Raw genomic sequence first — 22,628 nt, 5'->3', positions numbered from 1 at the left:
GATTCTGCGGCTCATGTGACCACCGTGGGCGGGGGGCCGGTGGGGATGGTGACGACGGCGCGGGTGCCGTGGTCGGCGGGGCCGATGACGAGGTCGGCGCGGCCGTCGTAGGCGAGGTCGAGGCGGCGGCGGGCCATGTGCAGGCCCTCGCCGCCGGGGCGCGGGCCGGTGAACGGGCCGGGGTTGTCGATCACGATCTGCAGGCCGGATGGCCCCAAGGACAGGTGGATGCGGACCGGCCCGCGGTGGCCGGCGGCCGGGCCGTGCTTGATCGCGTTCTCGGCCAGCGGCAGCAGCAGCAGCGGGGGGACGGCGATGTCGCCGGGGTCGCCGTCGACGGTGCAGTCGAAGCGGCCGGGGTCGCGCACGGCGTGGAGGGCGAACAGGTCGCGGCAGAGGTCGAGCTCGCGGCGCAGCGACCAGGCGGGCAGGCGGACGCCGTCGAGGATCGTGCGCAGCATGGCGGACAGGCGCAGGACGGCGCGCTCGGCGACTTCGCCGTCGGTGCGGCACCACTCGGCGATGGCGTTGAGGGTGTTGAAGAGGAAGTGCGGGTCGAGGTGGCTGCGCAGGGCGAGCAGCTGGGCGCGCTCGGCTTCGCGGGCGAGCGCCCCGACGCGGGCACGCTCGCGGTCGAGGCTGGCCTCGAGGTCGATGTCGCGGCCGAGACCCCAGCCGCCGACGAGGAACAGGGCGAGGGCGACCAGCAAGCTGGCGTCCTCGGTGAGGAAGGTGCGGCCGACGCCGAACACGGCCGGGAGGAGGACGCCGAGGACGGCGACGAAGGCGGCGCCGACGAGGCCGTAGAGCGCGAGGCCGAGCCAGCCGCGGGTGGCCGTGGCGCGCCACAGCCACGGGGCGATCAGCGCGAACACGAGGCACATGGCGAGGCCGACGACGACCGCGCCAGGGTCGCGTGCGGGCGAGTAGCGGTACTGGGCGACGACCAGCGGGACGCTGACGAGCACGATCGGGACCAGCCGCCGGGGGGCGAGCAGGGCCTGCAGCGTGGAGACGATCAGGGCCATGAGAGGTGGCGAGGGCGGCCGATCGGGAGCGTGGTGCGGAGGGCGCCGCGGCGCTTGCCGACGAGGTTCATCCAGGCGGTGCGCAGGAGGATCCGGAGGTCGAGCAGGGCGGTGCGCTGCTCAGCGTAGGCGGCGTCGAGCGCGGCGGTCAAGGCTGACCCTTGGGCCAGGTAGACCTGGGCCAGGCCGGTGAGCCCGGGCGGGACGTCGAAGCGGCGGGCGAACGGCGGGTGCTCGGCGATCAGCCGCTCGGCGTCGGCGGCGGTGAGCGGACGCGGCCCGACGAGGCTCATGTCGCCGCGCAGGACGTTGACCAACAGCTGCGGCAGCTCGTCGAGGCCGCGCAGGCGCAAGAACCGGCCGAAGCGGGTCGGGCGGCGCGCGGCGGGGTCGGGCTCGCAGGTCATGGTGCGCAGCTTGAGGATGTGGAAGACCCGCCGGTCGCGACCGATGCGCGGCTGGGCGAAGAAGATCGGCCGACCGTCGCACAGCAGCACGCCGCAGGCGAGGGCGGCGACGGCGACGGCGAACAGCGGGACCAGCGGGAGCAGCAGCGCGAGGTCAAAGGCGCGCTTGCGGGCGAGGGCGCTCATCGCCGGTCCTCCAGCGCGGCGAGGTCGAGCAGCGGCAAGAAGGCCGCGGCCGCGAGCGCGAGCGGCAAGAGGGAGAGGAGGAGGGCGAAGACGCTGTGCAAGAGGGCGAACATCGAGGGCTCGACGCGCAAGGTGGCACGCGGTCGTCCGCGCGGGCGCGGCCGGGCGGGCGAACGGTCGCGGGCGGCGGTCGAACGGTCGCGGGGCTGGCAGGTCAGGGGCGAGGAGGCGCGGGAGTGGCCGGACGCGGTCTCGGGGACATGTCGCCCGGTGGGGTGGGCTCCTGGGCGTGGGCCGCGGTAGATCGGGTGGGCGGCGTGAGGCCGGCCCGAGCGGTGACCTACATGTCTTTCGGAACATGTTCTTCGGGCCGTACGCAGGAAGTGACGCTCGGGTGTGTGGAACTACATGTCCTCAAGGACATGTCAGTGTCAGGGGTCGACGATACGGGCCTGGCAGACCAGGCCGGCGGCGGCGGTGCTGCAGGCGCGGTCGTTGAAGGCGCCGGTGGCGGTCTCGGCGAGCTCGATGCAATTCTCGCGCGGGCACTCGGGGTCATCGAGGACGTCCGTGGTGCACAGCGGGGAGCAGTCCTCGTTGTTGGGCTCGCCGAGGCGCCACGGCAGGTAGTCGACGGGCGCGCCGTCGAGCGCGACCCAGTCGATGGCGTCCGGGTTGACGGTGCAGGCGTCCCACAGCGCCTCGCGGCGGTGCAGCCCGGTCCAGAAGCCCAGCTCGGCCGGCTGCTGGCCGAGGTGGTCGAGGACGCGGTCGCGGACGAAGGCCAGCTCGGTGGGGTTGCGCGGGTGGACCAGGTGGACCGCGGCGCCGTACTGCTGGCAGAAGGCCTCGCCGGGGCTGAAGGCGAGCGGCTGGCTGCAGACCCAGAAGGTGGCGTCGCCGAGCGCCGACAGGCTGCAGCCGTCGCACTCGAGGTTGGCGGGCGAGTGCTCGTCGACGAGGCCGTCGCAGTCGTCGTCGACGCCGGCGTTGCAGAGCTCGTCGGCGTCGGGGTTGATGGCGATCGCGGTGTCGTCGCAGTCGCCGGCGACCAGGACCGCGCCGGGCGGCGGCTCGCAGGCGACCCCGGCCGGATCGCCGGCGCCGAAGCCGTCGCCGTCGCCGTCGAGGTACCAGGGCGTCTCGGGCTGGCCCATGGGACAGCCGCCGGTGGTGGGCGCTTCGGTGGTGAGCGCGTCGGTGGTCGTGGGCTCGCTCGTGCTCGAGCTCGAGGTCGAGTTCGCGCCCGTCGCGGTCGAGGTCGTGGGGGGTAGGTCGCCGGTGGTCGTGGCTCCGCCGGTGGACAGCTGCGGCGGGCTGTCGGAGAAGCAGGCTGCGAGGGCGCAGAGCGCGAGAGGGACGCCGACGGCGAGGCGCATGCGGCGAGGATAGCACCGTCCGGCGGCGGAGCACCGCGAGGGTGACTGCGTCGGGGCGAATCGAATGTCCTCGGGGACATGTCCCAAGGAGCATGTGTAAGAAGATGTCCCGAGGGACATCTCGTTCGTGCTTACGACGCGCATCCCGGTGCGGCCCGGTCTCTTGAAGAAAAATCAATCGTCGTGGACGCCGACCTCGCGCTCGAGCTCGAACACGTGGGGGTCGTCGACGGCGAGCTCGCGCAGGGCGGCGGCGAGGCGGACCAGGTACTCGCGGTTCATGCCGCTGGGGCCGCGGCTGAGGGCGATCTGGCGGGCGATCGCGGCGGCGGAGGCGGGGCCGAGCCAGTTGGGGTTGCCGGGCGCGGCGACGTAGGTGAGGGCGGTGACCTCGGCGGGCGCGGCTCCCAGGACCTGCACCGACAGCTCGAGGCGGGTGTAGCCGCCCTGCTCGCGCACGTCGAGGGTGTGCAGCACGGCGGGCACGTCGGCCGGGGCCACGCGGTAGGCGACGCCGCCGCAGATGGCCGCCGCGCTGGGCACGAGGGTGACGACCCGACCCGGGGCCTCGGGCACGCCGCGGTGGTCGGTCGAGCCCTGGTAGAAGCGGCGCTCGTAGCCGGTGGCGCGGGCCGGCAAGCGCTCGGCGTAGGGGATCGCCGGCCGCCAGATCAGCGAGCCGTAGCCGAACAACCACAAGGGTGTCTCATCGGTCATGTCGGAGAGGATAGGTCCTGAAGGACAGGTCGCACGGGTCAGGCGGTGAAGCGCGGCGGGCGACGGCCGGCCCACGGGCGCGCGCGCTCGAGCTCGCCGGCGAGGCGGAACAGGGTCGCCTCGTCGCCCCAGCGGCCGACGAACTGGACGCCGATCGGCAGGCCGGCGGGGCTCCAGTGCAGCGGCACCGACATGGCAGGCTGGCCGGTGACGTTGAACACGGGGGTCCACGGCAGGTAGGCGTAGACGTCGTCGGCGCTGGGGTCGTGGGCCATGAGGCGGCGCAGCAGGCCGCCGGCGCGGGCGCGGCCGAGCAGCTTCATCAGCGAGGCGGACAGGCCCTGCGGGCCGAGGCTGCCGAGCGGCGCGGGCGGCTGGGCCAGGGTCGGGGTGACGAGCACGTCATAGTCGGCGAAGAACGGGCCGATCTGCAGCGCGGCCCGCTGCAGGTGGCGCTTGGCGGCCACGAAGTCGGCGGCGCCGAGGGCCTTGCCGATCTGTCCCAAAGTCCAGGTGACAAACTCGAACTCGCCGGCGCGCGGGCGTCGGCCGGTCAGGCGCGCGGCCTCGTCGATGTCGGCCGCGACCTCGCCGCAGAGGATGGCGAAGAAGGCGCGCGAGAAGGCCGGGCCGTCGACCGCGGGCGCGGCCTCGTCGACCTGGTGGCCGAGGTCGCGCAGGAGGGCGGCGGCGGACGTGACGGCGGCGACGCAGTCGTCGTGGACCTGGCCGCCGAGCATCGGCCGGGTGGTGACGGCGATGCGCAGCTGGCCCGGCGGGGTCGAGACCTCGCTGAGGTAAGGGCGGGCCGGCGAGGCCGGGAAGTAGGCGGCGCCAGGCTCCGGGAGGCAGGTGGCGTCGAGCAGGGCGGCGCTGTCGCGGACGGAGCGGGTCAGCGCGTGGAGGACGGCGAAGCCCTGCCAGCCCTCGCCGCGCTCGGGGCCGATCGGGGTGCGGCCGCGGGTGGGCTTGAGGCCGAACAATCCGCAGCACGAGGCGGGGATCCGGATCGAGCCGCCGCCGTCGCTGCCGCTGGCGAGCGGGACGATGCGCGCGGCCACGGCGGCGCCCGAACCACCGCTGCTGCCGCCGGCCGAGCGCGACAGGTCCCACGGGTTCCTGCACGCGCCGTGGGCCAGGGTCTCGACCGTCGGGACGATGCCGAACTCGGAGGTCGCGGACTTGGCCACCGGGATCAGGCCCGCGGCTCGGTAGCGGCGCACGATCTCCGAGTCGGCCGGCGACACCACGCCGCGCAGGAACCGGCTGCCGCCCTGCAGCGGCGCGCCCTCGGCCCCGGAGACCAGGTCCTTGAGCAGCGTCGGCACGCCGCGAAACGGCCCTTCGGGCAATGTCCTCTGGGCCAGGTCGCGGGCGCGCTCGTACATCGGCGCGACCACGGCGCCGAGCGCGACGCCGTCGGTCTCGCAGCGGTGAATGGCCTCGTCCACCAGCTCGAGCGGCGAGACCTCGCCCGCGCGCACGAGGGCGGCGAGGGCGAGGCCGTCGAGGTCCTCATACTCGGCGATCATGCGCCGAGCATAGCGGGTTCAGGGGACGTTGGCAGCGCCGGGGGTGGGGTTGGCCGACAGCTTCCAGTCGGTGGCGGCGTTGTTGGTGTCGTTGCCGTTGGGCAGGCGCACGAGCGAGCGCTTCTCGGTGTTCGAGTCCTGGATGTTCATCGGCAGGACGGTGCCCTCGACCAGGCTGACGACCCCGAGGCCGACGATGTTGGTGTTGGCCATGGTGATGGGACCCTCGTAGCTGAGGGCGTCGACGAGGGTCGTGCCGGACACGAGGGCGATACCGTCGGGCGAGCCGTTCTGGATCTGGTCGACGCTGCCGGCGAAGTTGACCTTGAGCGCGCCGTTGGGGGCGACGAACGCGGCCTTGGCGATGACCAGGTACTGGTTCGGCTGGATCGAGCCGGCGCCGGAGATGTCGATGGTCGCGTACGGGTTGTTGTTGCTGCCGTTGATCAGGAGGACCTTGTGGTCCGCGAGGTCGATCGGCGCGGCGGTCGTGTTGAGGAGCTCGATGAACTCCTCGGAGTCGCTGTCGACCTGGTCGTAGTCGATCTCGTTGATGATGAGGCCGAGGATCGGGCAGGAGCCGCAGTCGGGGCCGCCGCAGTCGACGCCGGTCTCCCCGCCGTTCTGGATGCCGTCCTGGCACGAGACGCCGACGCACACGTTGTTGGTGCAGTTGTTCTCGGCGCAGTCGTCGTTGGTCTCGCAGGCCAGGCCGCCCTCGCACGGGTCGCAGTCGGGGCCGCCGCAGTCGACGTCGGTCTCGCTGCCGTTCTTCTCGGTGTCCTCGCAGGTCGCGGGCGAGCACACGCTGTTGTCGCAGACGCCGCTCTCGCAGTCGTTGCCGCCGTTGCAGGTGTCGCCGTCGACGCACTTGTCGCAGGTGAGGCCGCCGCAGTCGACGTCGGACTCCTCGCCGTTGACGATCTGGTCCTCGCAGCTGGCGGCCACGCAGACCTCGTCGGTGCAGACCTTCGAGACGCAGTCCTCGGGCACGGCGCAGATCTGGTCGTCGGCGCAGGCGGGACACTCGCCGCCGCCGCAGTCGATGTCGGTCTCGAGGTTGTTCTGCTGGCCGTCGAGGCAGGCCGCGGGCGGCAGGCCGCAGACTTCGTTGATGCAGCTGTTGCTGTCGCAGTCGGTGTCGACCTGGCAGGTGCCGCCGTCGGTGCAGGGCGAGCAGGTCGGGCCGCCGCAGTCGGTGTCGGTCTCGTCGCCGTTCTTCTCGCCGTCGCCGCACTGGTCCGGGGCGTCGGTGGTCGAGGTCGTTTCGGTGGTCGACGTGGAGTCGGTGGTCGACGTGGAGTCGGTGGTCGACGCGGTGTCGGTCGTGTCGGTGGTCTCGGTCGTCGTGGTCGTCGAGGTCACCGACTCGGTGGTGGAGGAGTCAGTGGTCGAGACGGTCGGGTCGACGGTGGTCGAGGTGGTCGGCGTGTCGGTGGTCGGCCCGGCGGTGGTCTGGGTGCCGTCGGTGGTCGACGTGCTGGTCGACGTGTCGGTGTCACCGTCGGTGTCGGCCGGGGCCGGATTGCTACAAGCAGGAAGGACAAGGAGCGCGAATCCAAGACGATAGGAGAGCTTCGACATCGCCGGGAGGGTAGCGGAAAGCCGGGCGACCGAGCGCCGCGGGGTGGTGCGAGGCGAGCGAGCTTTCTCAGCCTCACGCGCCTGCAAGGTAGAGCCGGGTCGGCGATGCGCGAGCTCGGCGGACGATCGACCGACGTGGACCCAGGGACGGGGCAGGGCGCGGTCCTTCTCGCGCCCCGCGGACGCGGTTCACGGCACGAACAACTTCTCGAGCCGCATGCCGCCGGGATAGGCGTAGGCCGAGGTCTTGTCGCCCGGACCGGCCGGGTTGTAGCCGATCACGTGGATGCCGAACGGTTCGGTCGAGGCCGCCATGGAGGTGATCGCGTCGGCGCCGCCAGGCAGCGGGAAGTCGGCGATCTGATAGTTGTCGTCGCCCGCGAAGTTGGCGAGCTTCCAGTCGCCGACGACCTGGCCGTCGATCGTCACGTCCGCGCCGCCGGTGCGGCGCACGATCTGCACGAAGTTGGCTTCGTAGTCGGCGCCCGTCACGAACACGTAACGATCGCGCCACTGCTCGACGGCGATCATCTGGATCATCGCCGGGTCGCCGATCCCGCCCGCGGCCTCGTTGCCGGCCAAATACTGGACCGGGAGGATCGGCGCGTCGTTGAGGCCGACGAACAGCAGGCTGACGCCGAAATCGGCCTCGACCTCGACGAACTCGCCGCGCTCGGCGAGCATCTTGAACTCGGTGTTGGCGTCGCCGCTGTTGGTGATGGCGAGCGTGACGTCGTCGTCGCCGGCGTAGACGCGCCAGTACTGCTTCTCGGTGCCGGAGCGCGGGGGCGAGGGCGGGCCGATGTACGTGCTGCCCCAGTACTCGAGCGGGATCATCTGCTCCTGGAGGTGGTTGCACCACCCGGAGCCGAACGGCACGTAGGCGCAGTCGGTCGCGCCCATGACCCAGATGTTCTTGTCGGCGCTGACGAGCGTGCCGGACACGTCGTGGTGCACGTAGTCGGTGTCGCCCGGCGGCGAGGAGGCGGCGACCTGCAGCACGTCGAAGCGGTGCATGACCTTGGTCCCGGTGGCGCCCGGCTCGACCGCCTCGAACTGGGTGCCGAAGCCGGCGGTGCGCTGGCGCGGCTGCCACGTCACGGTGGTGTCGTCCTCGAGGGCGATGACGGTGAAGTAGCTGGGGCGGCCGTTGATGGTGTCGGGCTGGGCGGCGTCGACGAACGGCGGCCACGAGGCGACGACGTAGTCCTTGCGCAGCCAGCGGACCGGCAGCAGCATCGAGGCGTCGTTGCTGGAGTCGTTGGCGAGCGGCGAGTGCAGGTAGGCGGCGACCGGGCGGTCGCTGACGAGGCGGAACACCCCGCCGTTGCGGAAGCTGGTGAACGCCAGCGGGTCGACGGTGATGTCGAACACGTGCGACTCGCCGGGCGCGAGGATTACCGGGTCGAGGATCGCCTGCTCGGTGAAGTCGTTGGCCGGGGTGTAGTAGAGCTGGACGGCGGCGAGCTCGTCGGGGTCGGTGTTGCCGACGATCAGCGCGTCGGGTTCGTCGGGGCCGTTGTGGCTGTCCATGCGGATGGCCAGGAACTCGCAGCCGATCGAGGTCGGGTCGTCGTCGGTGTCGCACGGGCCGGCGCACGCGGACGACTCGATGTCGTCGACGCACTGGTGCGCGCACGGGCTCGACTCCCACTCGGTGCCGGTGGCCTTGCAGGTCTGCAGCACGTTGGCCTGCCCGGGGTCGCAGCGGGTCTGGCCGGGCAGACACAGCGGCTCGAAGCCGGTGGTCGGGTCGGGCGCCGTGGTGGTGGTGGTCGCCGGTTCGCCGGTGGCGGTCGTGGTGGCGCTGGCGCTGGCGCTGTCGGCGGGGTTGATCAGGTCGGGGCAGGCCGCGAGCAGCACGAGCGCGCCCAGACACACGCGGGGAGCGTAAAGGTGGGGCATCGATGCAATCCAATCATGATAAGCAGGACCTGGCCCGAAGACCAGGTGCAAAGGGACAGCAGGCGAGCGCGGCAGGATCGCCGCGCCTCGCGGTCACGGGGCGTAGATCTTCTTGAGGTTCATGCCGCCGGGGTAGGCGTAGGCCGAGCTGGGGATGCCGGGCTGGTAGCCGAGGACGACGATGTTGAAGGGGTCGGTCGACTCGGCGACGTAGCTGCGGGCCTCGGCGCCGTCGGCCAGCTGGTAGTCGGCGACCTCCCACTGGTTGTCCGCGCCGGTGCCGTTGATGAGGTACCAGCCGGTGACGGTCTGGCCGTTGATCGAGACGTCGGCGGCGCCCTTCTTGCGGATCACCTGGGCGTAGTTGAGCTCGTAGCCGATGCCGGTGACGACCGCGTAGCGGGTCAGCCACTGCTCGACGGCGATCATCTGGTACATCGCGGGGTCGCCGATGTTGTTGGCCGCCTTGCCGCCCGTCAGGTACTGCACCGGCAGGATCGGCCCGGTCGCGGTGAAGATCAGGCTGACGTTGTGCGGGACCTCGATCTCCTTCCAGTCGCCGCGCTTGACCAGCGTGATCGGCTGCACCTTGAAGCTCTGGTCGTTGGACTCGACGGTGACGGTGACGCCGTCCTTGCCGGCGTAGATCCGCCAGTAGTGCTTCTCCATCGCCCGCGACGGCGAGTGGGGGCCGACGTACTTCTTGCCCCAGTACTCGAGCGGGATCATCTGCTCCTGCAGGTGGTTGCAGTAGCCGACGGTGAACGGCACGAACGCGCACTCGGTCGCGCCCATCACCCAGATCTTCTTGTCGGCGCTGACGACCGTGCCCGACAGGTCGTGGGTGATCATCTCCATGTTGGTGGCCGACGACGCGCCGACCTGCAGCACGTCGAAGCGGTTGAGCGTGATCGTGCCCGTCTCGCCGGCCGGGACCGCGGGGATGAGGACGCCCTGGGCGGCGGTGTCGCGCGGGGCGACCCACTGGACGGTGGTGTTGTCCTCGACGGCGATGACGTTGAAGTAGCTCGGCCGGCCGTTGATCTCGTCGGGCTTCACCGGGTCGGCGAAGCCGGGGTACGAGGCGATGACGTAGTCCTTGGCCAGGGTCGGCGTCGGCAGCAGCATCGACGAGTCGTTGCTGGCGGTGTTGGCGAGCGCCGAGTGCAGGTAGGCGGTGACCGGCACGTCGCTCTCGACGCGGAACACGCCGCCGGTGCGGAACGCGGTGTAGCCCTTCAGCGTGTCGTTGACGACGTCGAAGATGTGCGACTCGCCGGGCCCGAGCAGCACCGGCTCGAACAGCGGCTCCTCGGTGAAGCTGTTGTTGGGCGTGAACCACAGCTGGATCTGGGCCGTGCGCGTCGTGTCGGTGTTGCCGACGATCAGAACATCCTTGGCATCGTCCTCGAAGTTGAAGCTGTTCATGCGGATGGCGAGGAACTCGCAGCCGACCGAGGTCGGGTTGTCGATGCGCTCGCACGGGCCGGTGCACTCGGCGGTGCCGGCGCTGACGTCCTCGATGCAGTCCTCGACGTCGGTGCAGGGGGTCGACTCCCACGCCAGGCCGGTGTCCTTGCACTCCTGGACCACGCCCTTGTTCTTCGGGTCGCAGCGCAGGGTGCCCGGGTAGCACTCGAGCATGAAGCCGGTGGTGGTGAGGTCGGGGATCGTGGTCGGCGCCGGGCCGGTGGTCGTCGAGGTCGAGGTGTCGCCGTCGGTGCCGCCGGTCGCGTTGCCCAGGAGGCCGGGGCAACCGGTCAGCAGGAGCGGGACGAGGACCGCGGCGAGGGGGGCTTGGGAGGGGAGTCGCATGCTGAATTCCAGGGGTAAGGAGAAGTCGAGCACACCGCGAGCGGCGGGTCAGCCGCCCTCGGCGGCGAGCACCAGGAAGTCGAGCAGGATGTCGATCTTCTTGTCGCTGACGGTGAGCCCGGTGGCGTCGAAGACGATGTTCTGGCCGTCGACCGCGAGCTCGTTGTAGTTGACGGTGATGCCGATCTGGTCGGCGAGGCTGCGCTTGAAGTGGTCGACGAGGCCCTTGTTCTCCTCGACCAGGTCGGCGTTGTCCTCGTAGAGCTCGCCGACGCCCTGGCCGCCGTCGAGCACGCGCAGCTCGTCGGTCGGGACGACGGTGATGCGGTCCTGGATGCCGTCCGAGTCCTGGAGGTCCAGGCGCAGCACGCTGACCGCGTTGGCGTAGCCGCAGTAGTCGCCCTTGGTGCGCCACACGCGGAAGGTGACGTCGAGGTCGTTGGCGCCGATGGCGTTCTTGCCGAGGCCGGTCAGCGTGATGCCCTGCGCGCCTTCGGGGTCGGGCGCGCCGTCGTCGTCGTAGCGGCGCGGGATAACGCCCTCGGCGAGCATGCGCTCGGCCATGCCGAGCAGCAGGCCGGGGTGCATCTGCACCGCCATCATCGCGTCGCCGTCGAGCGCCTGGCCGACCTCGAGCGCGACCGCCTTGGGCAGGTCGAGGTTGGTCTGCATGCCGAGCGAGATGACGCCGGCGTCGGGGAAGATGGCGAACTCTTTGGCGACGACCTTGACCGAGTTGGTGCCGATCGTCCACGGCTCGAACTTCATCAGCTGGACCGGCTCCGACTGCTCGCGGATGAGCTCGGTCATCTTGATCTCGAGCGCCTTCTCGAACTCGGGGTACTCGGCGGTGATGAAGCCCATCGCCGTCAGCGAGAGGTCGAGGATCGTCAGCTCTTCGTAAGCGGCCACCAGGGCGCTGGTGTCGCCGTCGATCTCCTCGAGCCGCAGCGGGATGCTGATCTTCGACTTGCCGTTGCCCGCCAGCTGCGAGGTGCCGCCGTCGGTGACGGCCTGGACCGCGAAGTCGACGGCGAAGATGACGCAGCGGCTGCACTTGTCGAGCTCGCTGGTCAGCTCGACCTCGGTCTTCTTGGGCACGATCTGCAGGTTGAGCCCAAACAGCGACAGGTCGCCGCCGGCCACCGGGTTGGTGTCGCTGGTGATGCCCTTGAGCAGCTCCTCGATGCCGCGCTCGCTGATGACGAGCGCCATCGGGAAGCTGGGCTTGTCGGGGATCGCCTCGAGCAGGACGCCCTCGCGCGCGACGGCTTTTTCGAAGCCGTCCTGGTGGTCGCTGCAGTCGAGCTCCTGCTGCTCTCCGCGGACGCACGACTCGAGGTCGCAGGCGGCGCACAGGGCGAGGACGTAAGCGAGGCCGGTGGAGGCGAAGCGTCGATGGCTCATGTCAGAAGTTCCTTAAGGCAGGAGGGCGCGAGAGGCGAGTTTTGCCCGCGCGCACGGGGGAAGGCGTGCAGGCGTCGGCGCAGCGGCCGTATGGCCCCAGGCGGCCCTGGGTCTCTCATTTTGGCACCTTTTCGCGGCGAGTGACAAGCGAGGCGAGTTCGCGCGCATTCGCAGTCTACGGCCGGGGCCGATGACACCAGCGACAGATCGGGCGTGGTCCGGGTGACACAGGCCGCACAGGAACATTTGGTCGCCATGACCGCCGCTGGTATGGTGCAGGAGATGACCCGGGCGCACCCCCCCCTGCACCTCTCGGTTCGGGCCCTCGCGTGGGCTGCGGCCGCGGCGCTCGCCGGAGCGGCCTGCAACTCGGACGACCGCGAGCAGTTCCCGGGCTCGACCTCGGGGACGACCGAGATCGACCCGACCGAGGTGCCGACGTTCACCACGGCCGAGCCGATGGACACGACGTCGGAGCCGCCGCCGCCGCCGTCGCCGAAGACGTGCCGCAGCGCGATCTTCTGCGCGGTCCAGTGCGCGATCAAGATCCCCAACCCGACGCCGCCCGAGTTCGACTGGCAGTCGTGCTTCTTCACCGACTGCCTCGACGAGATCAACTACGTCGAGTGGCTCAAGCTGTTCGACCTGACCGAGTGCGTGGTCGGGGTCTGCTCGGCGTCGCCGGCCTGCATGGACGGCGGCGACAGCGACGATTGTAACGCATGCTACCTGCAGAAGCTCAGCGCCACCAATCCGCCGACGCCGGAGTGCGTGGACCAGGCGAACGCGTGCAAATAGGGGCCGAGCATGCGCTCTTGCCTCGCAGCCTCGCCCGCCCGCCGGCCGCTCGTGCGCGCGCCGGCCGAGGCCCGTGACGCTGATGGATCCCGCCTGACCTGGCCATCGGGTCAGGACATGGATGTTAAGCCTTACTTGCTGATCGCGGGCGTGTTGGCGTGCAACTCGGACGACCGCGAGGTCTGGGCGCCGAGCACCACGGGGACCACGGAGGCCGACCCGACGGTGGTGCCGGTGTTCACGACCGAGCCGCCGGTCGAGTCGACCTCGACGACCGAGCCGACGCCGTCGGACTGGAGCTGTCGCCAGGCGCTCGAGTGCTCGCGAGACTGCGCGCTCGACCTCGACGCGTGGGACAGCTTCGAGGGCGAGTGGCAGCTGTGCTTCGACAAGTGCCTGGCCCCGCTGACCGCCGCGGAGTGGCTGGCGCTGTTCGACCTGTTCGAGTGCGTGGTCCCGCTGTGCAGCGCGATGCCGCAGTGCATGCCCGACGACGGCACCTGTACCGCCTGTTATCTCGCCAACCTGCTGGCCATCGAGCCCAACCTGCCCGCCGAGTGCGCCGCGCAGATCCTGGCCTGCTACTGAGCCCATTTCTCCTCGCTTTTCCTGTACCCTTCGCAGTCACCTTCTCGGCCGCCGCATGACCCTGATTTCCAAGCCCCGCACCGCTGCTCTGATCCCCGCCGGCGTGCTGCTCTTCGCTGCCGCGGCCTCGCCGGAGGCCCTCGCGGCCGTCCAGGAGCCGACGGCCAGCGATCCGGCGACAGAGGCGGCGCCGGCGCCCGAGCCTGCACCGACGCCCGCGGCCGAGCCGGCCCCCGCGAGCGCGGGCGTGCAGGCGGGGGCGAGCGCGGGCGCGGGCAAGGCCGAGGTCAAGGCCGACGCGTCTGTCCCGAAGGCCAGGAAGTCGGGCAGGCGCCAGGCGCCCGACGGCGTGATCCTCGACGAGAAGACGGGCAAGGTCAAAGACACCCGCAAGTGGATCCACCGCTACTCGCCGGAGCGGCACCTGTTCGAGCTCGGGGTCTTCGGCGGCCTCAACCTGCCGCCCGACGATCACGACCTCTACAAGCCGATCGCCGGCCGGCCCGACGAGCACAAGGCGCTGTGGCGGCTGGGCCCGGCGGTCGGTGCCCGCGTCGGCTACTTCCCGCTGCGGATCTTCGGCGTCGAGGCCGAGTTCTCGGCGACGCCGACGTTCGTCCGCAACGTGCACAACAGCCCGGCGTTCGTCTACGGCCTGCGCGGCAGCGCGGTGCTGCAGCTGCCGTACCGCGTCACGCCGTTCCTGCTCGGCGGTTACGGCATGCTCGGCATCAGCTCGCCGGGCAACGGCCTCGGCAGCGACGTCGACCCGGCCGGCCACTGGGGCGGCGGCCTCAAGATCTTCATCTCGCGCATGGCGGCGTTCCGCGTCGACGCGCGCCACATCGTCTCGGCCAAGGCGGCCAAGCCGATGCCGGCGTTCACCAGCCACGCGCAGGTGACCGTGGGCTTCAGCCTGGTGCTCGGGCGCGTGCGCCCGCAGCCGGCCGCGAAGGACCTCGACTGGGACAAGGACGGCGTGCTCAACGACGTCGACCAGTGCCCGAAGCTGGCCGGCGACCCGCCCGACGGCTGCCCGTCGATCGACTCCGACAACGACACCTTCCTCGACCGCGTCGACAAGTGCCCGTTCGAGGCCGGCGTGGCGCCCGACGGCTGCCCGCCGCCCGACACCGACAAGGACGGCATCCTCGATCCGGACGACCAGTGCCCGACCGAGCCGTGGCCCGAGGCGCCCGGGTGCCCGCCGCCGCCCGACACCGACGGCGACAAGATCATCGACAAGGACGACAAGTGCCCGATGCACCCGGAGTCGTACAACGGCTTCGAGGACACCGACGGCTGCCCGGACAAGCTGCCCGAGAAGGCCAAGGAGTGGGACAAGCGCCCGCTCGAGGGCATCAACTTCGAGACCCGCTCCGACAAGATCAAGAAGGGCTCGGAGAAGACGCTCGACGTGGCGGTCGGCGTGCTCAAGGAGTTCCCCAGCCTCAAGATCGAGATCCAGGGTCACACCGACGATGTCGGCGGCCGCGACTTCAACCTCGAGCTGTCGCAGCGCCGCGCCGATTCGGTAAAGCGCTACCTGGTCGAGCACGGGATCGAGGAGTCGCGCGTCAAGACCTCGGGCTTCGGCCCCGACAAGCCGATCGATCCGGCCAAGACCTCCAAGGCCCGCGCCAAGAACCGCCGCATCGAGTTCCGGGTGCTCATCGACCGGCCCGAGGGCGCTTCCTCGAGCGACGACGGCGACGCCCCGTCCGCGGCGCCGGCGACCGGCAAGTAACGGCCTGTCCTGCGGGACAGGTCGCCCGCCGGGCTACCCGGCCGCGCGAGCGGTCGGCAGCCCTGCGCAGGCTGGGCGTGAGCGGGATCAGCAGCTCGTGGACCGGCCGCGCGAGCGGTCAGCCGCGGTGGAACTGGCGGTCGCGCCCGTAGGCCGGGCGCGGTGGGACCGGGCGGTCCGTAGCTGGCCGCGCGCGAGCGGACGGGTCAGCCGCTCGTGGTCCGCTGCGCGAGTGGCTCGTCCTGCGGGACAGGTCGCTCGGCCCGCCATCGTCTCCCGATTGATCTGACCGAAAGGTCATGTCCTATGGAGCATGTCTTTTGCGACATGCTCATGAAGACATGTCTATACGGTCATGGATCGCGGTGGACCGTCTCGGGCGAGAAGGCGGGCAGGCACACCGCGACGTACTCGGCGCCCTCGTCGCCGGGGGTGCTGTAGCGGACGTGCTCGCCGCCGCGGACCAGCACGGCCTGGCCGGCCGCGACGTCGAGGATGCCGCCCTCGTGTTCGACCCGCAGGGTGCCGCGCAGGACCAGCGAGTACTCGTCGAATTCGGGCCTCTGGCCGCGCTCGCGCCAGCCGGCAGGCGAGCGCATGTGGGCGATGCTGACGGCGGTCGCGTGGGTGTTGACGCGGCCGACGTACTCGTCGATGAGCTTGGGCGGCTCGCCGTCGGCGACGACGCGCGTGGGCTGGGCGATGAGCTTGGGCATGGGGGGAGGTTACCCGGAGGCTCGCGCGCCAGATGTCGTCCCGAGGCCCCATGAACGGCGTCGCCGATGATGAGGGCTTGAGGTCCGCGCGACGCGGAGGCTAAGGTCGGAGCATGCTCAGTTCGCTTCGCGTCTCGGCGGTGGTGCTCGCGGTGCTCGTCGCCGGTTGTTATTCGGGGATCGGCGCCGACGACACGGTCCCGATCTCCGGCACCGGCCCCGACACCAGCGAGGGCGACGGCAGCGACGGCGGTGTGACGACGGGCACCAGCGGCGATCCCGGCACGACCACGGACGCCGACCTCACCACCACGGCGCCGGCGCTCACGACGGGCGGAGAGTCCGCGACGGGGACCACGGCGCCGCCGATGACGACCGGTCCCGATGTGACCACCGGTCCGGACACGACGACGACCACCGATCCGGGCACCACCGATCCGGGCACCGCCTCGACGACGACCACGGGCGAGCCGGCCAACCCGGACGTGCCCGACGGGGTGCCGTACTGCGAGCCGGCCAAGGGCTGGGATCCCGCCTGGAAGCAGCTCGAGGAGGACGTCCTTGCGCTGGTCAACCAGCGGCGGGCGGAGGGCGCGAACTGCGGCGCGCAGGGCAATTTCGGGCCCGCGGGCCCGTTGTCGATGGACCCGGCGCTGCGGTGCGCCGCGCGCATGCACTCCAAGGACATGAGCGACCGCGACTTCTTCGATCACACCAACCCGGACGGCGAGCCGCCGTGGGACCGGATGGGCAAGGCGGGTTACGGCAGCTACAGCAACGCGGGCGAGAACATCGCCGGCGGCTCGCCCGACGCCGCCGGAACGATGGACCAGTGGATGAACAGCGACGGCCACTGCGCCAACATCATGAACCCCGCGTTCGAGCACATCGGCGTCGGGTACTACCCCGGCGGTCAATGGGGCCACTTGTGGACCCAAGTGTTCGGGGCGAAGTAGAGCGCGCATAGCCTTTTTGCTGCCCGTCCGGCTACCATGGGCGCCGTCCGGGCATGCCGAACCTCGTGAGCGCGAGCCTCTCCCGCCTCCTCGATCTGTCGAGCGATTGGCTCGCCGTCCTCGGCACCGGCGGCGAGCTGCAGGCGGCCAACGCCGGCCTGCGGCAGCTGTTCGGCGGCCCGCCGCTCGGCATGCAGTTCGTCGAACTGCTGCGTTCGGTCGACCAGCCGGCGTGGCTAGAGGCCTGGCGCCGCGCTCTGGCGGGCGAGACGGCGCGAGTGGTCTGTCGCCCGCGGGCCGGCGAGCTGGCTGTCGCTTGGACCATGGTCCGAGAGGCAGGTTGCGACGAGGTGTGCGTGGTCGGGCGCCCGGCCGAGGACCCGCGCGCGCTGCAGGGCGAGGTGCTGCGCAGCGTGGTCGCCAACGTGCCGATCGTGCTGCTGGCGACCGACGTCCGCGGTGCGCTGCTGCTGCTCGAGGGCCGCGGCCTGCAGGCGCTGGGGCTCGAGCCGCGCGGCTACCTCGGCGAGCCGGTGTACGAGGTGTTCGCCGGGCTGCCGGCGCTGCTCGACGGGGTCCGGCGGGCGCTCAAGGGCCTGAGCCTGCGCGGGGTGTTCGAGTTCACCGACCGCCACTTCGAGACCTGGACGGCGCCGTTCCACGACGCGCACGGGACCCAGCTGGGCGCGATCGGGGTGGCGACGGACATCAGCGAGAGCGTGCGCTCGGAGCAGCGGCTGCGCGAGCTGAACGAGAAGCTCGAGGTGGCGCGCGACGAGGCGATCGAGGCCAGCCGGGCCAAGAGCGCCTTCTTGGCCAACATGAGCCACGAGCTGCGGACGCCGCTCAACGCGATCATCGGCTACTCGGAGATCGTGCTCGAGGAGCTGCGCGGGCGTCGCGACCAGGTCGCCGTCGACGTGCACAAGATCCACGGCGCCGGCAACCACCTGCTCGGGATCATCAGCGACATCCTCGACCTGTCGAAGATCGAGGCCGGGCGGATGGAGCTGCACATCGAGTCGTTCTCGGTGCAGGGCATGCTGAACGACGTGTGCAACACGGCGCAGCGGCTGATGACGCAGAACAACAACGTGTTCGACCTGCACATCGCCGAGGACCTCGGCGAGATGACGGCCGACCTGACCAAGGTGCGGCAGGTGCTGTTCAACCTGCTCAGCAACGCCGCCAAGTTCACCGAGCGCGGGCGCATCGCGCTCGAGGTGAGCCGGCTGCCGAGCGCCGCGGCCGAGCCCGGCGGGCCGCGCGACCGCAGCCAGGACTGGTTCGAGTTCGTGGTCGCCGACAACGGCATCGGCATGTCGGCGGAGCAGACGAACCGGCTGTTCCAGACGTTTTATCAGGGCGACTCGTCGACCACCCGCAAGTACGGCGGGACCGGCCTCGGCCTGGCGATCAGCCGCCGCTTCTGCCAGATGATGGCCGGCGAGATCGCGGTCGAGAGCGCCCCCGGCACCGGCTCGACGTTCCGCGTGCGCCTGCCGGCGCGGGTGATCGGCGCCAGCCTGCCGGCCGAGGAGGGCTCGCGCGAGCCGAGCCTGCCGGTCGGGCCGCGCAACGACGCGGCGCCGCAGGCGATGCTGGTCATCGACGACGACCCCAACGTCTACGACCTGATGGAGCGGATCTTGAGCCGCGAGGGGCTCGAGGTCTACGGCGCGGCGACCGGCAAGGAGGGCCTGGCGCTGGCCAAGCGGCTCAAGCCGGTGGTGATCGCGCTCGACATCATGATGCCAGGGATGGACGGCTGGGCGGTGCTGCAGGCGATCCGCGCCGACCCCGACCTCAAGGGCACGGCGGTGGTGGTGGTCAGCATGCTCGACGAGAAGCCGCTCGGGCTGGCGCTCGGGGCCGACGACTACCTGACCAAGCCGCTGCGCCGCGAGCAGCTGGTGGCCAGCATCCAGCGGCTGGTGCCGGTGCGCGACGGCTACATCCTGGTGGTCGAGGACGACGAGGGCCTGCGCGAGCTGCTGCAGCGGACCCTGCTCGAGGAGGGCTGGTCGGTGCGGGTGGCCAGCACCGGCCCGCAGGCGCTCGACCTGATCGAGAAGAGCCGGCCGGGCCTGATCTTGCTCGACCTGAAGATCCCCGAGCTCGACGGCTACGAGGTGCTGCAGCGGATCCGCAGCCGCCCCGAGTTCGTGCGCGTGCCGGTGGCGGTGATGACGGCCCAGGAGCTGGCCCGCGACGACTGGGAGCGCCTCGGCGGCCGCGTCGAGCAGGTCATCCAGAAGGGCATGTACTCGCGCAACCGGCTGATGCGCGAGATCCGTCGCCTGGCGGCCCACTTCGTCCGCCGCTGAACGTTCGAACATGCTCTGAAGGGCATGTCCGATCGGGCATGCTCCGGAGAACATGTCCTATTGGTCAGGCGCCGGACAGCTCGCGGGCGCAGGCGGCTCGCCGCTCGGGCGTGAGGCCCGGGGCGAGCTCGAGCTGCTGCATGGGGAACTGCCGTTCGCCCTCGGGTTTGAAGGAGATCTGGCGCTCGCGCTTGCCGTCGCGGACGCGCAGGACGTAGGGCACGGTCGAGTCGCCGGGCTCGCCGGCGATGCGCTCGACGACCTTCATGCCGTCGCGCAGGCCGGCGCGCCAGGCGGGCGAGCCCTTGCGCAGGCCGGTGATGACGCGGTCGGCGGCGGCGGTGGCGTCGACGTCCCAGCCGCGCTCGAACTCGTGGCGGAGGCTGTCGACGACGCGCAAACACGGGCCGAACACGTCGGCCGGCAGGCGGATGGCAACGCCCTGGACGACGAAGCGCTCGAGGTCGTCGGCGAGGTCGGGGCCGCCGAGCTCGCGGTAGACCGGCGGGAACACGCTGGCGGCGTCGGGCGCGAGCTTGACGGGGGAGGCCTGCACCTTGGCCCGCATGGCCTTCATGACGTCGTCGAGGTCGCGCGCGCCGCCGGTGGCCTGGCGCAGCCGCTGCTCCCAGATCGCGGCGAGCAGCGGGCCGCGGCGGTAGGGCAGGCGGCTGACGGTGTGGTCGTTCCAGTAGTCGGCGACGATCCGCGCGTTGGGCTCGTCGCGCACCGGCGAGGTCCAGTACTCGACGAGGCCGGTGTTCCAGGCGGCGACGAAGTCCTCGAGGCTGTAGAGGCCGGCGCGCAGCAGCAGGCGCCAGGTGTAGAACTCGGTGAAGCCCTCGGCGAACCACTTGCCGGCGCCCTCGGCGAGGCCCTCGGCCTGGCCGCCCAGCTGGCGCGCGTTCCAGGTGTGGAAATACTCGTGGGCCAGGAGGTGGCGCAGCGGCGGGAACGGGAGGTCCTGCGAGACGCTGAGGGTGAAGGCGTCGGACCGGCCGGTGCCGCCGTAGGTCAGGCTGCCGGCGATCTTCTGCTGCGGGGCGAGGGTGATCAGGAAGGCGCCGTCCTTGTCGCCCCAGAACTCGCGCTCGGCGGCGATGACGGCCAGCGAGAGGTCGAAGAAGGCGTCGTGGCCGAAGTCGTAGCTGCCGAGGATCGCCACGCGCACCTGACCGCCGGGGTCGGTGCGGACGCTGAGGTCGCGGCCGCCGATGACGACGCTCTCGACGACGTCGCCGACGACGCCGGGCCGGGCGCCGGCGAGGTGCTCGAGGTCGCTGGCGAAGCCGAAGCCGGCCGGGGCGCCGCGCCACTCGAAGCGGGCAGGGTCGTCCTCGCGGCCCTCGGGATAGGCGAACAGCGACTCGCCGAACACGTCGAACCAGGTCGGCCGGATGATCGGCTTGAACGGCTGGCCGTCCTCGGAGGTCGGGTCGTGGTCGAAGCCGGAGACGAGGCGGTAGCGGATCTGCAGCGGGGCGCCGGCGGGGGCGGCGATCGTGCGCACGGTGGGGCCGTCCTCGGCGACGGCGGTGGCGCCCTCGACCTCGAGGTCGCGGATCAACTTCCACAGCTCGCGGGCGTCGCCCCACTGCTCGGGCAGCTTGAGGCGCGTGAGGCCGTCAGCGTCGCCGCGCAGGCGGATCTCGACTTGCAAGGCGACGAGCGCGTCCTGCTCGAACACGGGCGAGAGGGCGTAGGCGACGGGCTCGGGCGCGGTCGCGGGGGCCTGGGCAGCCGCGGGCTGCGGCTCGCGGGCAGGTGGGGCTGAGCGCGTGACGGTGCAGGCGCAGGCGAGCGCGAAAAGGGCGGCGGGGGAGACGATCGCGGGCGAGCGGCGCGGCACGGCGCGCGACAGTAGTGGGGGCGCGCGCCAGGCTCAAGGCGGATGTCGTGAGTCGCCGCGGGCGGTGGGTGCGCCCGCCAGGTGTGGTCGGGAGTCAGGGAATAATCGTAGTTCGCGGTGCTTGCTTCGGGGTCGAAGCAAAAACGTCGCGGGCGCGAATCGTAGGAGTTGACGGGGCGGCGGGGCGGTGGTATTTCATTCGCATCATGGCCCTCGCCGTCCACACCGATCTCGCGCGCTCGCAGACGCTGCGCGTGACTTCGTCGTTGTGTCGACGCTGAGGCGGCGGCTCGGTCCGAGCTGCAACAAGCTGTAAGTAGTGGCGGCCAAGTTCGGCCCGGGGCGCGTGCCTGCGCGTGCCTGCGCGTGCCTGCGCGTGCCTGCGCGTGCCTGCGCGTGCCTGCGCGTGCAGACGCCAGACGCACCGGTCCGCGCCGCCGCGCTCGAGTCGTCGCATTCATGCGCGCGAGTCGTGCTCGGCAGGGCCGGCGATTGATGCCACCGCGTCGCCGCGGCTGCATCGATTCACCACGCCGCGAATCAAACATTGGGTCCCGTGTCCGAACGGCCAGGTGCTCGACTGCAACTCGAGCTATTCGGGTTCGAATCCCGACGGGACCTTTTTATAAAATAAAGAATGGGGAGAGATCAGAGCATGGTCCCGTGTCCGAGCGGCCAGGTGCCCGTCTGCAACACGGGTTATTCGGGTTCGAATCCCGACGGGACCTCTTTTGAGAACTGGGAGAGATCGGAGCAGAGCATGGTCCCGTGTCCGAGCGGCCAGGTGCCCGTCTGCAACACGGGTTATTCGGGTTCGAATCCCGACGGGACCTTTTGTGCGGCTGAAAGCCCTCTGCGGCTCACGGCTGCGATCGAGGCGGCACTGCGTGTGCCGTGGGGGCGGTGGTCACGGCGCCCAGATCGTTCGCCCTGCCAGGGCCGTGCCGGAAGGACACGTCGCGGCAGGTCAGGTGAACAGCGGGTTTTCGCCAGTGCCGGCGCGGGCGCGGGTGTTGGTTCTCGTCTTCATGGTCAGCTCGTTTCTCGCCCGCCGACGGGTTCGCACAGCGGACAGGTTTAAAGAACACGGCTAGTAGAGGGGGTTGATGGCGACGCCGCCAGCGCGCGTGTGGGTCCTGGTCTTCATGGTCAGCTCGTCCTCGGCCGCGGGCGGGTGGCCCGCTGCCGTTGTCGGGTTGCGATCGGGCGGCACTGCGTGTGCCGTGGGGCCGCGGCGGTCGTCGCGGCCTGGCGTTCGTCTCGCATGGGGAAATGTCCGGAGGGACATGCTCTGCGAGGTCAGTGGTAGAGCGGGTTGTCGCCGCCGGCGCGGGTGTTGGTCTTGATCTTCATCAGTCCTTCGTTTCTCGGGTCCGGTGGTTCGTTGTCGTGGCGGCACCGCGTGTGCCGTGATGCCACAGCGGTCGCGGCGGCTGCCTCGCAACATGTCAAAAAGGACATGTCGGGCAGGGGCGGCGCTAGCCGCTGTACAGCGGGTTGGTACCAACAGAGCCGGAGCCAGAGCCGGCGCGGGTGCTCGTCTTCGTCTTCATGGTGACTCGCTTTCTCGGCCGCGTATTGGCCGATCTTCACGGTGGCAGGCGAGGCCGGTGAAGTCGAGGCGGCGGATCGCTCGTGCGGCGGCCGCGGAGCTCAGGCATGCGTCCGCGCGGCGCGGGCGAGAGCG

Annotated in this window: 17 protein-coding genes and 3 tRNA genes; 8 read left to right on the top strand and 12 right to left on the bottom strand. The window is 70.9% G+C overall.

The window, feature by feature from the left end:
* Positions 1-11 precede the first annotated feature (11 nt).
* The 9 genes from POL25_RS12010 to POL25_RS11970 all read right to left on the bottom strand — a co-directional run bounded on the left by POL25_RS12010 (position 12) and on the right by POL25_RS11970 (position 11,960).
* Positions 12-1,028 carry a sensor histidine kinase gene (locus POL25_RS12010; protein WP_272086106.1) on the bottom strand — a complete coding sequence of 339 codons (1,017 nt, stop codon included), beginning with the start codon at positions 1,026-1,028 and terminating at the stop codon, positions 12-14.
* Positions 1,019-1,621 (bottom strand): sugar transferase, encoded by a 603-nt coding sequence (locus tag POL25_RS12005; protein ID WP_272086105.1) that lies wholly within the window; start codon positions 1,619-1,621, stop codon positions 1,019-1,021. Before POL25_RS12005 ends, POL25_RS12010 begins: the two co-directional genes overlap by 10 nt.
* A 431-nt stretch (positions 1,622-2,052) precedes the next feature.
* Entirely contained in the window at positions 2,053-3,000 is a 948-nt protein-coding gene (locus POL25_RS12000) for a MopE-related protein (protein ID WP_272086104.1), read from the bottom strand.
* Between the two features lie 174 nt (positions 3,001-3,174).
* Entirely contained in the window at positions 3,175-3,717 is a 543-nt protein-coding gene (locus POL25_RS11995) for a gamma-glutamylcyclotransferase (protein ID WP_272086103.1), read from the bottom strand.
* A 38-nt stretch (positions 3,718-3,755) separates the two neighbouring features.
* Positions 3,756-5,249 carry an amidase gene (locus POL25_RS11990; protein ID WP_272086102.1) on the bottom strand — a complete coding sequence of 498 codons (1,494 nt, stop codon included), beginning with the start codon at positions 5,247-5,249 and terminating at the stop codon, positions 3,756-3,758.
* Positions 5,250-5,267: 18 nt separating this feature from the next.
* The gene (locus POL25_RS11985) at positions 5,268-6,833 is read right to left on the bottom strand and encodes a lamin tail domain-containing protein (RefSeq protein ID WP_272086101.1); all 1,566 of its coding nucleotides are present in this window, start codon (positions 6,831-6,833) and stop codon (positions 5,268-5,270) included.
* 189 nt (positions 6,834-7,022) lie between these two features.
* Positions 7,023-8,738: an IgGFc-binding protein gene (locus POL25_RS11980; protein WP_272086100.1), complete on the bottom strand. Its 1,716-nt coding sequence runs from the start codon at positions 8,736-8,738 to the stop codon at positions 7,023-7,025.
* A 93-nt stretch (positions 8,739-8,831) separates the two neighbouring features.
* Positions 8,832-10,553: an IgGFc-binding protein gene (locus POL25_RS11975; protein ID WP_272086099.1), complete on the bottom strand. Its 1,722-nt coding sequence runs from the start codon at positions 10,551-10,553 to the stop codon at positions 8,832-8,834.
* 48 nt (positions 10,554-10,601) lie between these two features.
* A complete protein-coding gene (locus POL25_RS11970) occupies positions 10,602-11,960 on the bottom strand; it encodes a hypothetical protein (RefSeq protein WP_272086098.1) in 1,359 nt (452 codons plus the stop codon).
* 255 nt (positions 11,961-12,215) lie between these two features.
* Here POL25_RS11970 and POL25_RS11965 point away from each other — a divergent pair, with 255 nt between their 5' ends.
* The 3 genes from POL25_RS11965 to POL25_RS11955 all read left to right on the top strand — a co-directional run bounded on the left by POL25_RS11965 (position 12,216) and on the right by POL25_RS11955 (position 15,093).
* Positions 12,216-12,758, top strand: a complete 543-nt coding sequence (locus POL25_RS11965) for a hypothetical protein (RefSeq protein WP_272086097.1) — start codon at positions 12,216-12,218, stop codon at positions 12,756-12,758.
* A gap of 117 nt (positions 12,759-12,875) precedes the next feature.
* Positions 12,876-13,346 carry a hypothetical protein gene (locus tag POL25_RS11960; protein ID WP_272086096.1) on the top strand — a complete coding sequence of 157 codons (471 nt, stop codon included), beginning with the start codon at positions 12,876-12,878 and terminating at the stop codon, positions 13,344-13,346.
* Positions 13,347-13,401: 55 nt separating this feature from the next.
* A complete protein-coding gene (locus POL25_RS11955; protein ID WP_272086095.1) occupies positions 13,402-15,093 on the top strand; it encodes an OmpA family protein in 1,692 nt (563 codons plus the stop codon).
* A gap of 353 nt (positions 15,094-15,446) precedes the next feature.
* Here POL25_RS11955 and POL25_RS11950 read toward each other — a convergent pair whose 3' ends face one another.
* A complete protein-coding gene (locus tag POL25_RS11950; protein ID WP_272086094.1) occupies positions 15,447-15,809 on the bottom strand; it encodes a cupin domain-containing protein in 363 nt (120 codons plus the stop codon).
* A gap of 113 nt (positions 15,810-15,922) precedes the next feature.
* Here POL25_RS11950 and POL25_RS11945 point away from each other — a divergent pair, with 113 nt between their 5' ends.
* Both POL25_RS11945 and POL25_RS11940 read left to right on the top strand, forming a co-directional pair.
* Complete coding sequence (locus POL25_RS11945; RefSeq protein ID WP_272086093.1) at positions 15,923-16,765, top strand: CAP domain-containing protein; 843 nt, start codon at positions 15,923-15,925, stop codon at positions 16,763-16,765.
* Positions 16,766-16,818: 53 nt separating this feature from the next.
* Complete coding sequence (locus POL25_RS11940; RefSeq protein ID WP_272086092.1) at positions 16,819-19,092, top strand: response regulator; 2,274 nt, start codon at positions 16,819-16,821, stop codon at positions 19,090-19,092.
* 64 nt (positions 19,093-19,156) lie between these two features.
* Here POL25_RS11940 and POL25_RS11935 read toward each other — a convergent pair whose 3' ends face one another.
* Positions 19,157-20,941, bottom strand: coding sequence for a M61 family metallopeptidase (locus POL25_RS11935; RefSeq protein ID WP_272086091.1), 1,785 nt, complete (start codon positions 20,939-20,941; stop codon positions 19,157-19,159).
* A 550-nt stretch (positions 20,942-21,491) separates the two neighbouring features.
* Here POL25_RS11935 and POL25_RS11930 point away from each other — a divergent pair.
* The 3 genes from POL25_RS11930 (at position 21,492) to POL25_RS11920 (ending at position 21,774) form a co-directional block, all read left to right on the top strand.
* Positions 21,492-21,562, top strand: a tRNA-Cys gene (locus tag POL25_RS11930).
* Between the two features lie 36 nt (positions 21,563-21,598).
* Positions 21,599-21,669: transfer RNA gene (locus POL25_RS11925), tRNA-Cys, on the top strand.
* A 34-nt stretch (positions 21,670-21,703) separates the two neighbouring features.
* Positions 21,704-21,774 (top strand) — tRNA-Cys (locus POL25_RS11920).
* Positions 21,775-22,240: 466 nt separating this feature from the next.
* Here POL25_RS11920 and POL25_RS11915 read toward each other — a convergent pair.
* Positions 22,241-22,534 (bottom strand): hypothetical protein, encoded by a 294-nt coding sequence (locus tag POL25_RS11915; protein ID WP_272086090.1) that lies wholly within the window; start codon positions 22,532-22,534, stop codon positions 22,241-22,243.
* Positions 22,535-22,628 lie beyond the last annotated feature (94 nt).

Origin of the sequence: Nannocystis bainbridge (assembly GCF_028368995.1) — a bacterium.
In the GTDB taxonomy this organism is placed as follows: Bacteria; Myxococcota_A; Polyangia; order Nannocystales; family Nannocystaceae; genus Nannocystis; species Nannocystis bainbridge.
This window is presented reverse-complemented; position numbering and strand designations above follow the sequence as displayed.

Excerpts from the sequence above, each read along its gene's own strand:
- POL25_RS12010 (WP_272086106.1), bottom strand. The coding sequence starts at position 1,028 with ATGGCCCTGATCGTCTCCACGCTGCAGGCCCTGCTCGCCCCCCGGCGG.
- POL25_RS12005 (WP_272086105.1), bottom strand. The coding sequence starts at position 1,621 with ATGAGCGCCCTCGCCCGCAAGCGCGCCTTTGACCTCGCGCTGCTGCTC.
- POL25_RS12000 (WP_272086104.1), bottom strand. The coding sequence starts at position 3,000 with ATGCGCCTCGCCGTCGGCGTCCCTCTCGCGCTCTGCGCCCTCGCAGCC.
- POL25_RS11995 (WP_272086103.1), bottom strand. The coding sequence starts at position 3,717 with ATGACCGATGAGACACCCTTGTGGTTGTTCGGCTACGGCTCGCTGATC.
- POL25_RS11990 (WP_272086102.1), bottom strand. The coding sequence starts at position 5,249 with ATGATCGCCGAGTATGAGGACCTCGACGGCCTCGCCCTCGCCGCCCTC.
- POL25_RS11985 (WP_272086101.1), bottom strand. The coding sequence starts at position 6,833 with ATGTCGAAGCTCTCCTATCGTCTTGGATTCGCGCTCCTTGTCCTTCCT.
- POL25_RS11980 (WP_272086100.1), bottom strand. The coding sequence starts at position 8,738 with ATGCCCCACCTTTACGCTCCCCGCGTGTGTCTGGGCGCGCTCGTGCTG.
- POL25_RS11975 (WP_272086099.1), bottom strand. The coding sequence starts at position 10,553 with ATGCGACTCCCCTCCCAAGCCCCCCTCGCCGCGGTCCTCGTCCCGCTC.
- POL25_RS11970 (WP_272086098.1), bottom strand. The coding sequence starts at position 11,960 with ATGAGCCATCGACGCTTCGCCTCCACCGGCCTCGCTTACGTCCTCGCC.
- POL25_RS11965 (WP_272086097.1), top strand. The coding sequence starts at position 12,216 with ATGACCGCCGCTGGTATGGTGCAGGAGATGACCCGGGCGCACCCCCCC.
- POL25_RS11960 (WP_272086096.1), top strand. The coding sequence starts at position 12,876 with ATGGATGTTAAGCCTTACTTGCTGATCGCGGGCGTGTTGGCGTGCAAC.
- POL25_RS11955 (WP_272086095.1), top strand. The coding sequence starts at position 13,402 with ATGACCCTGATTTCCAAGCCCCGCACCGCTGCTCTGATCCCCGCCGGC.
- POL25_RS11950 (WP_272086094.1), bottom strand. The coding sequence starts at position 15,809 with ATGCCCAAGCTCATCGCCCAGCCCACGCGCGTCGTCGCCGACGGCGAG.
- POL25_RS11945 (WP_272086093.1), top strand. The coding sequence starts at position 15,923 with ATGCTCAGTTCGCTTCGCGTCTCGGCGGTGGTGCTCGCGGTGCTCGTC.
- POL25_RS11940 (WP_272086092.1), top strand. The coding sequence starts at position 16,819 with ATGCCGAACCTCGTGAGCGCGAGCCTCTCCCGCCTCCTCGATCTGTCG.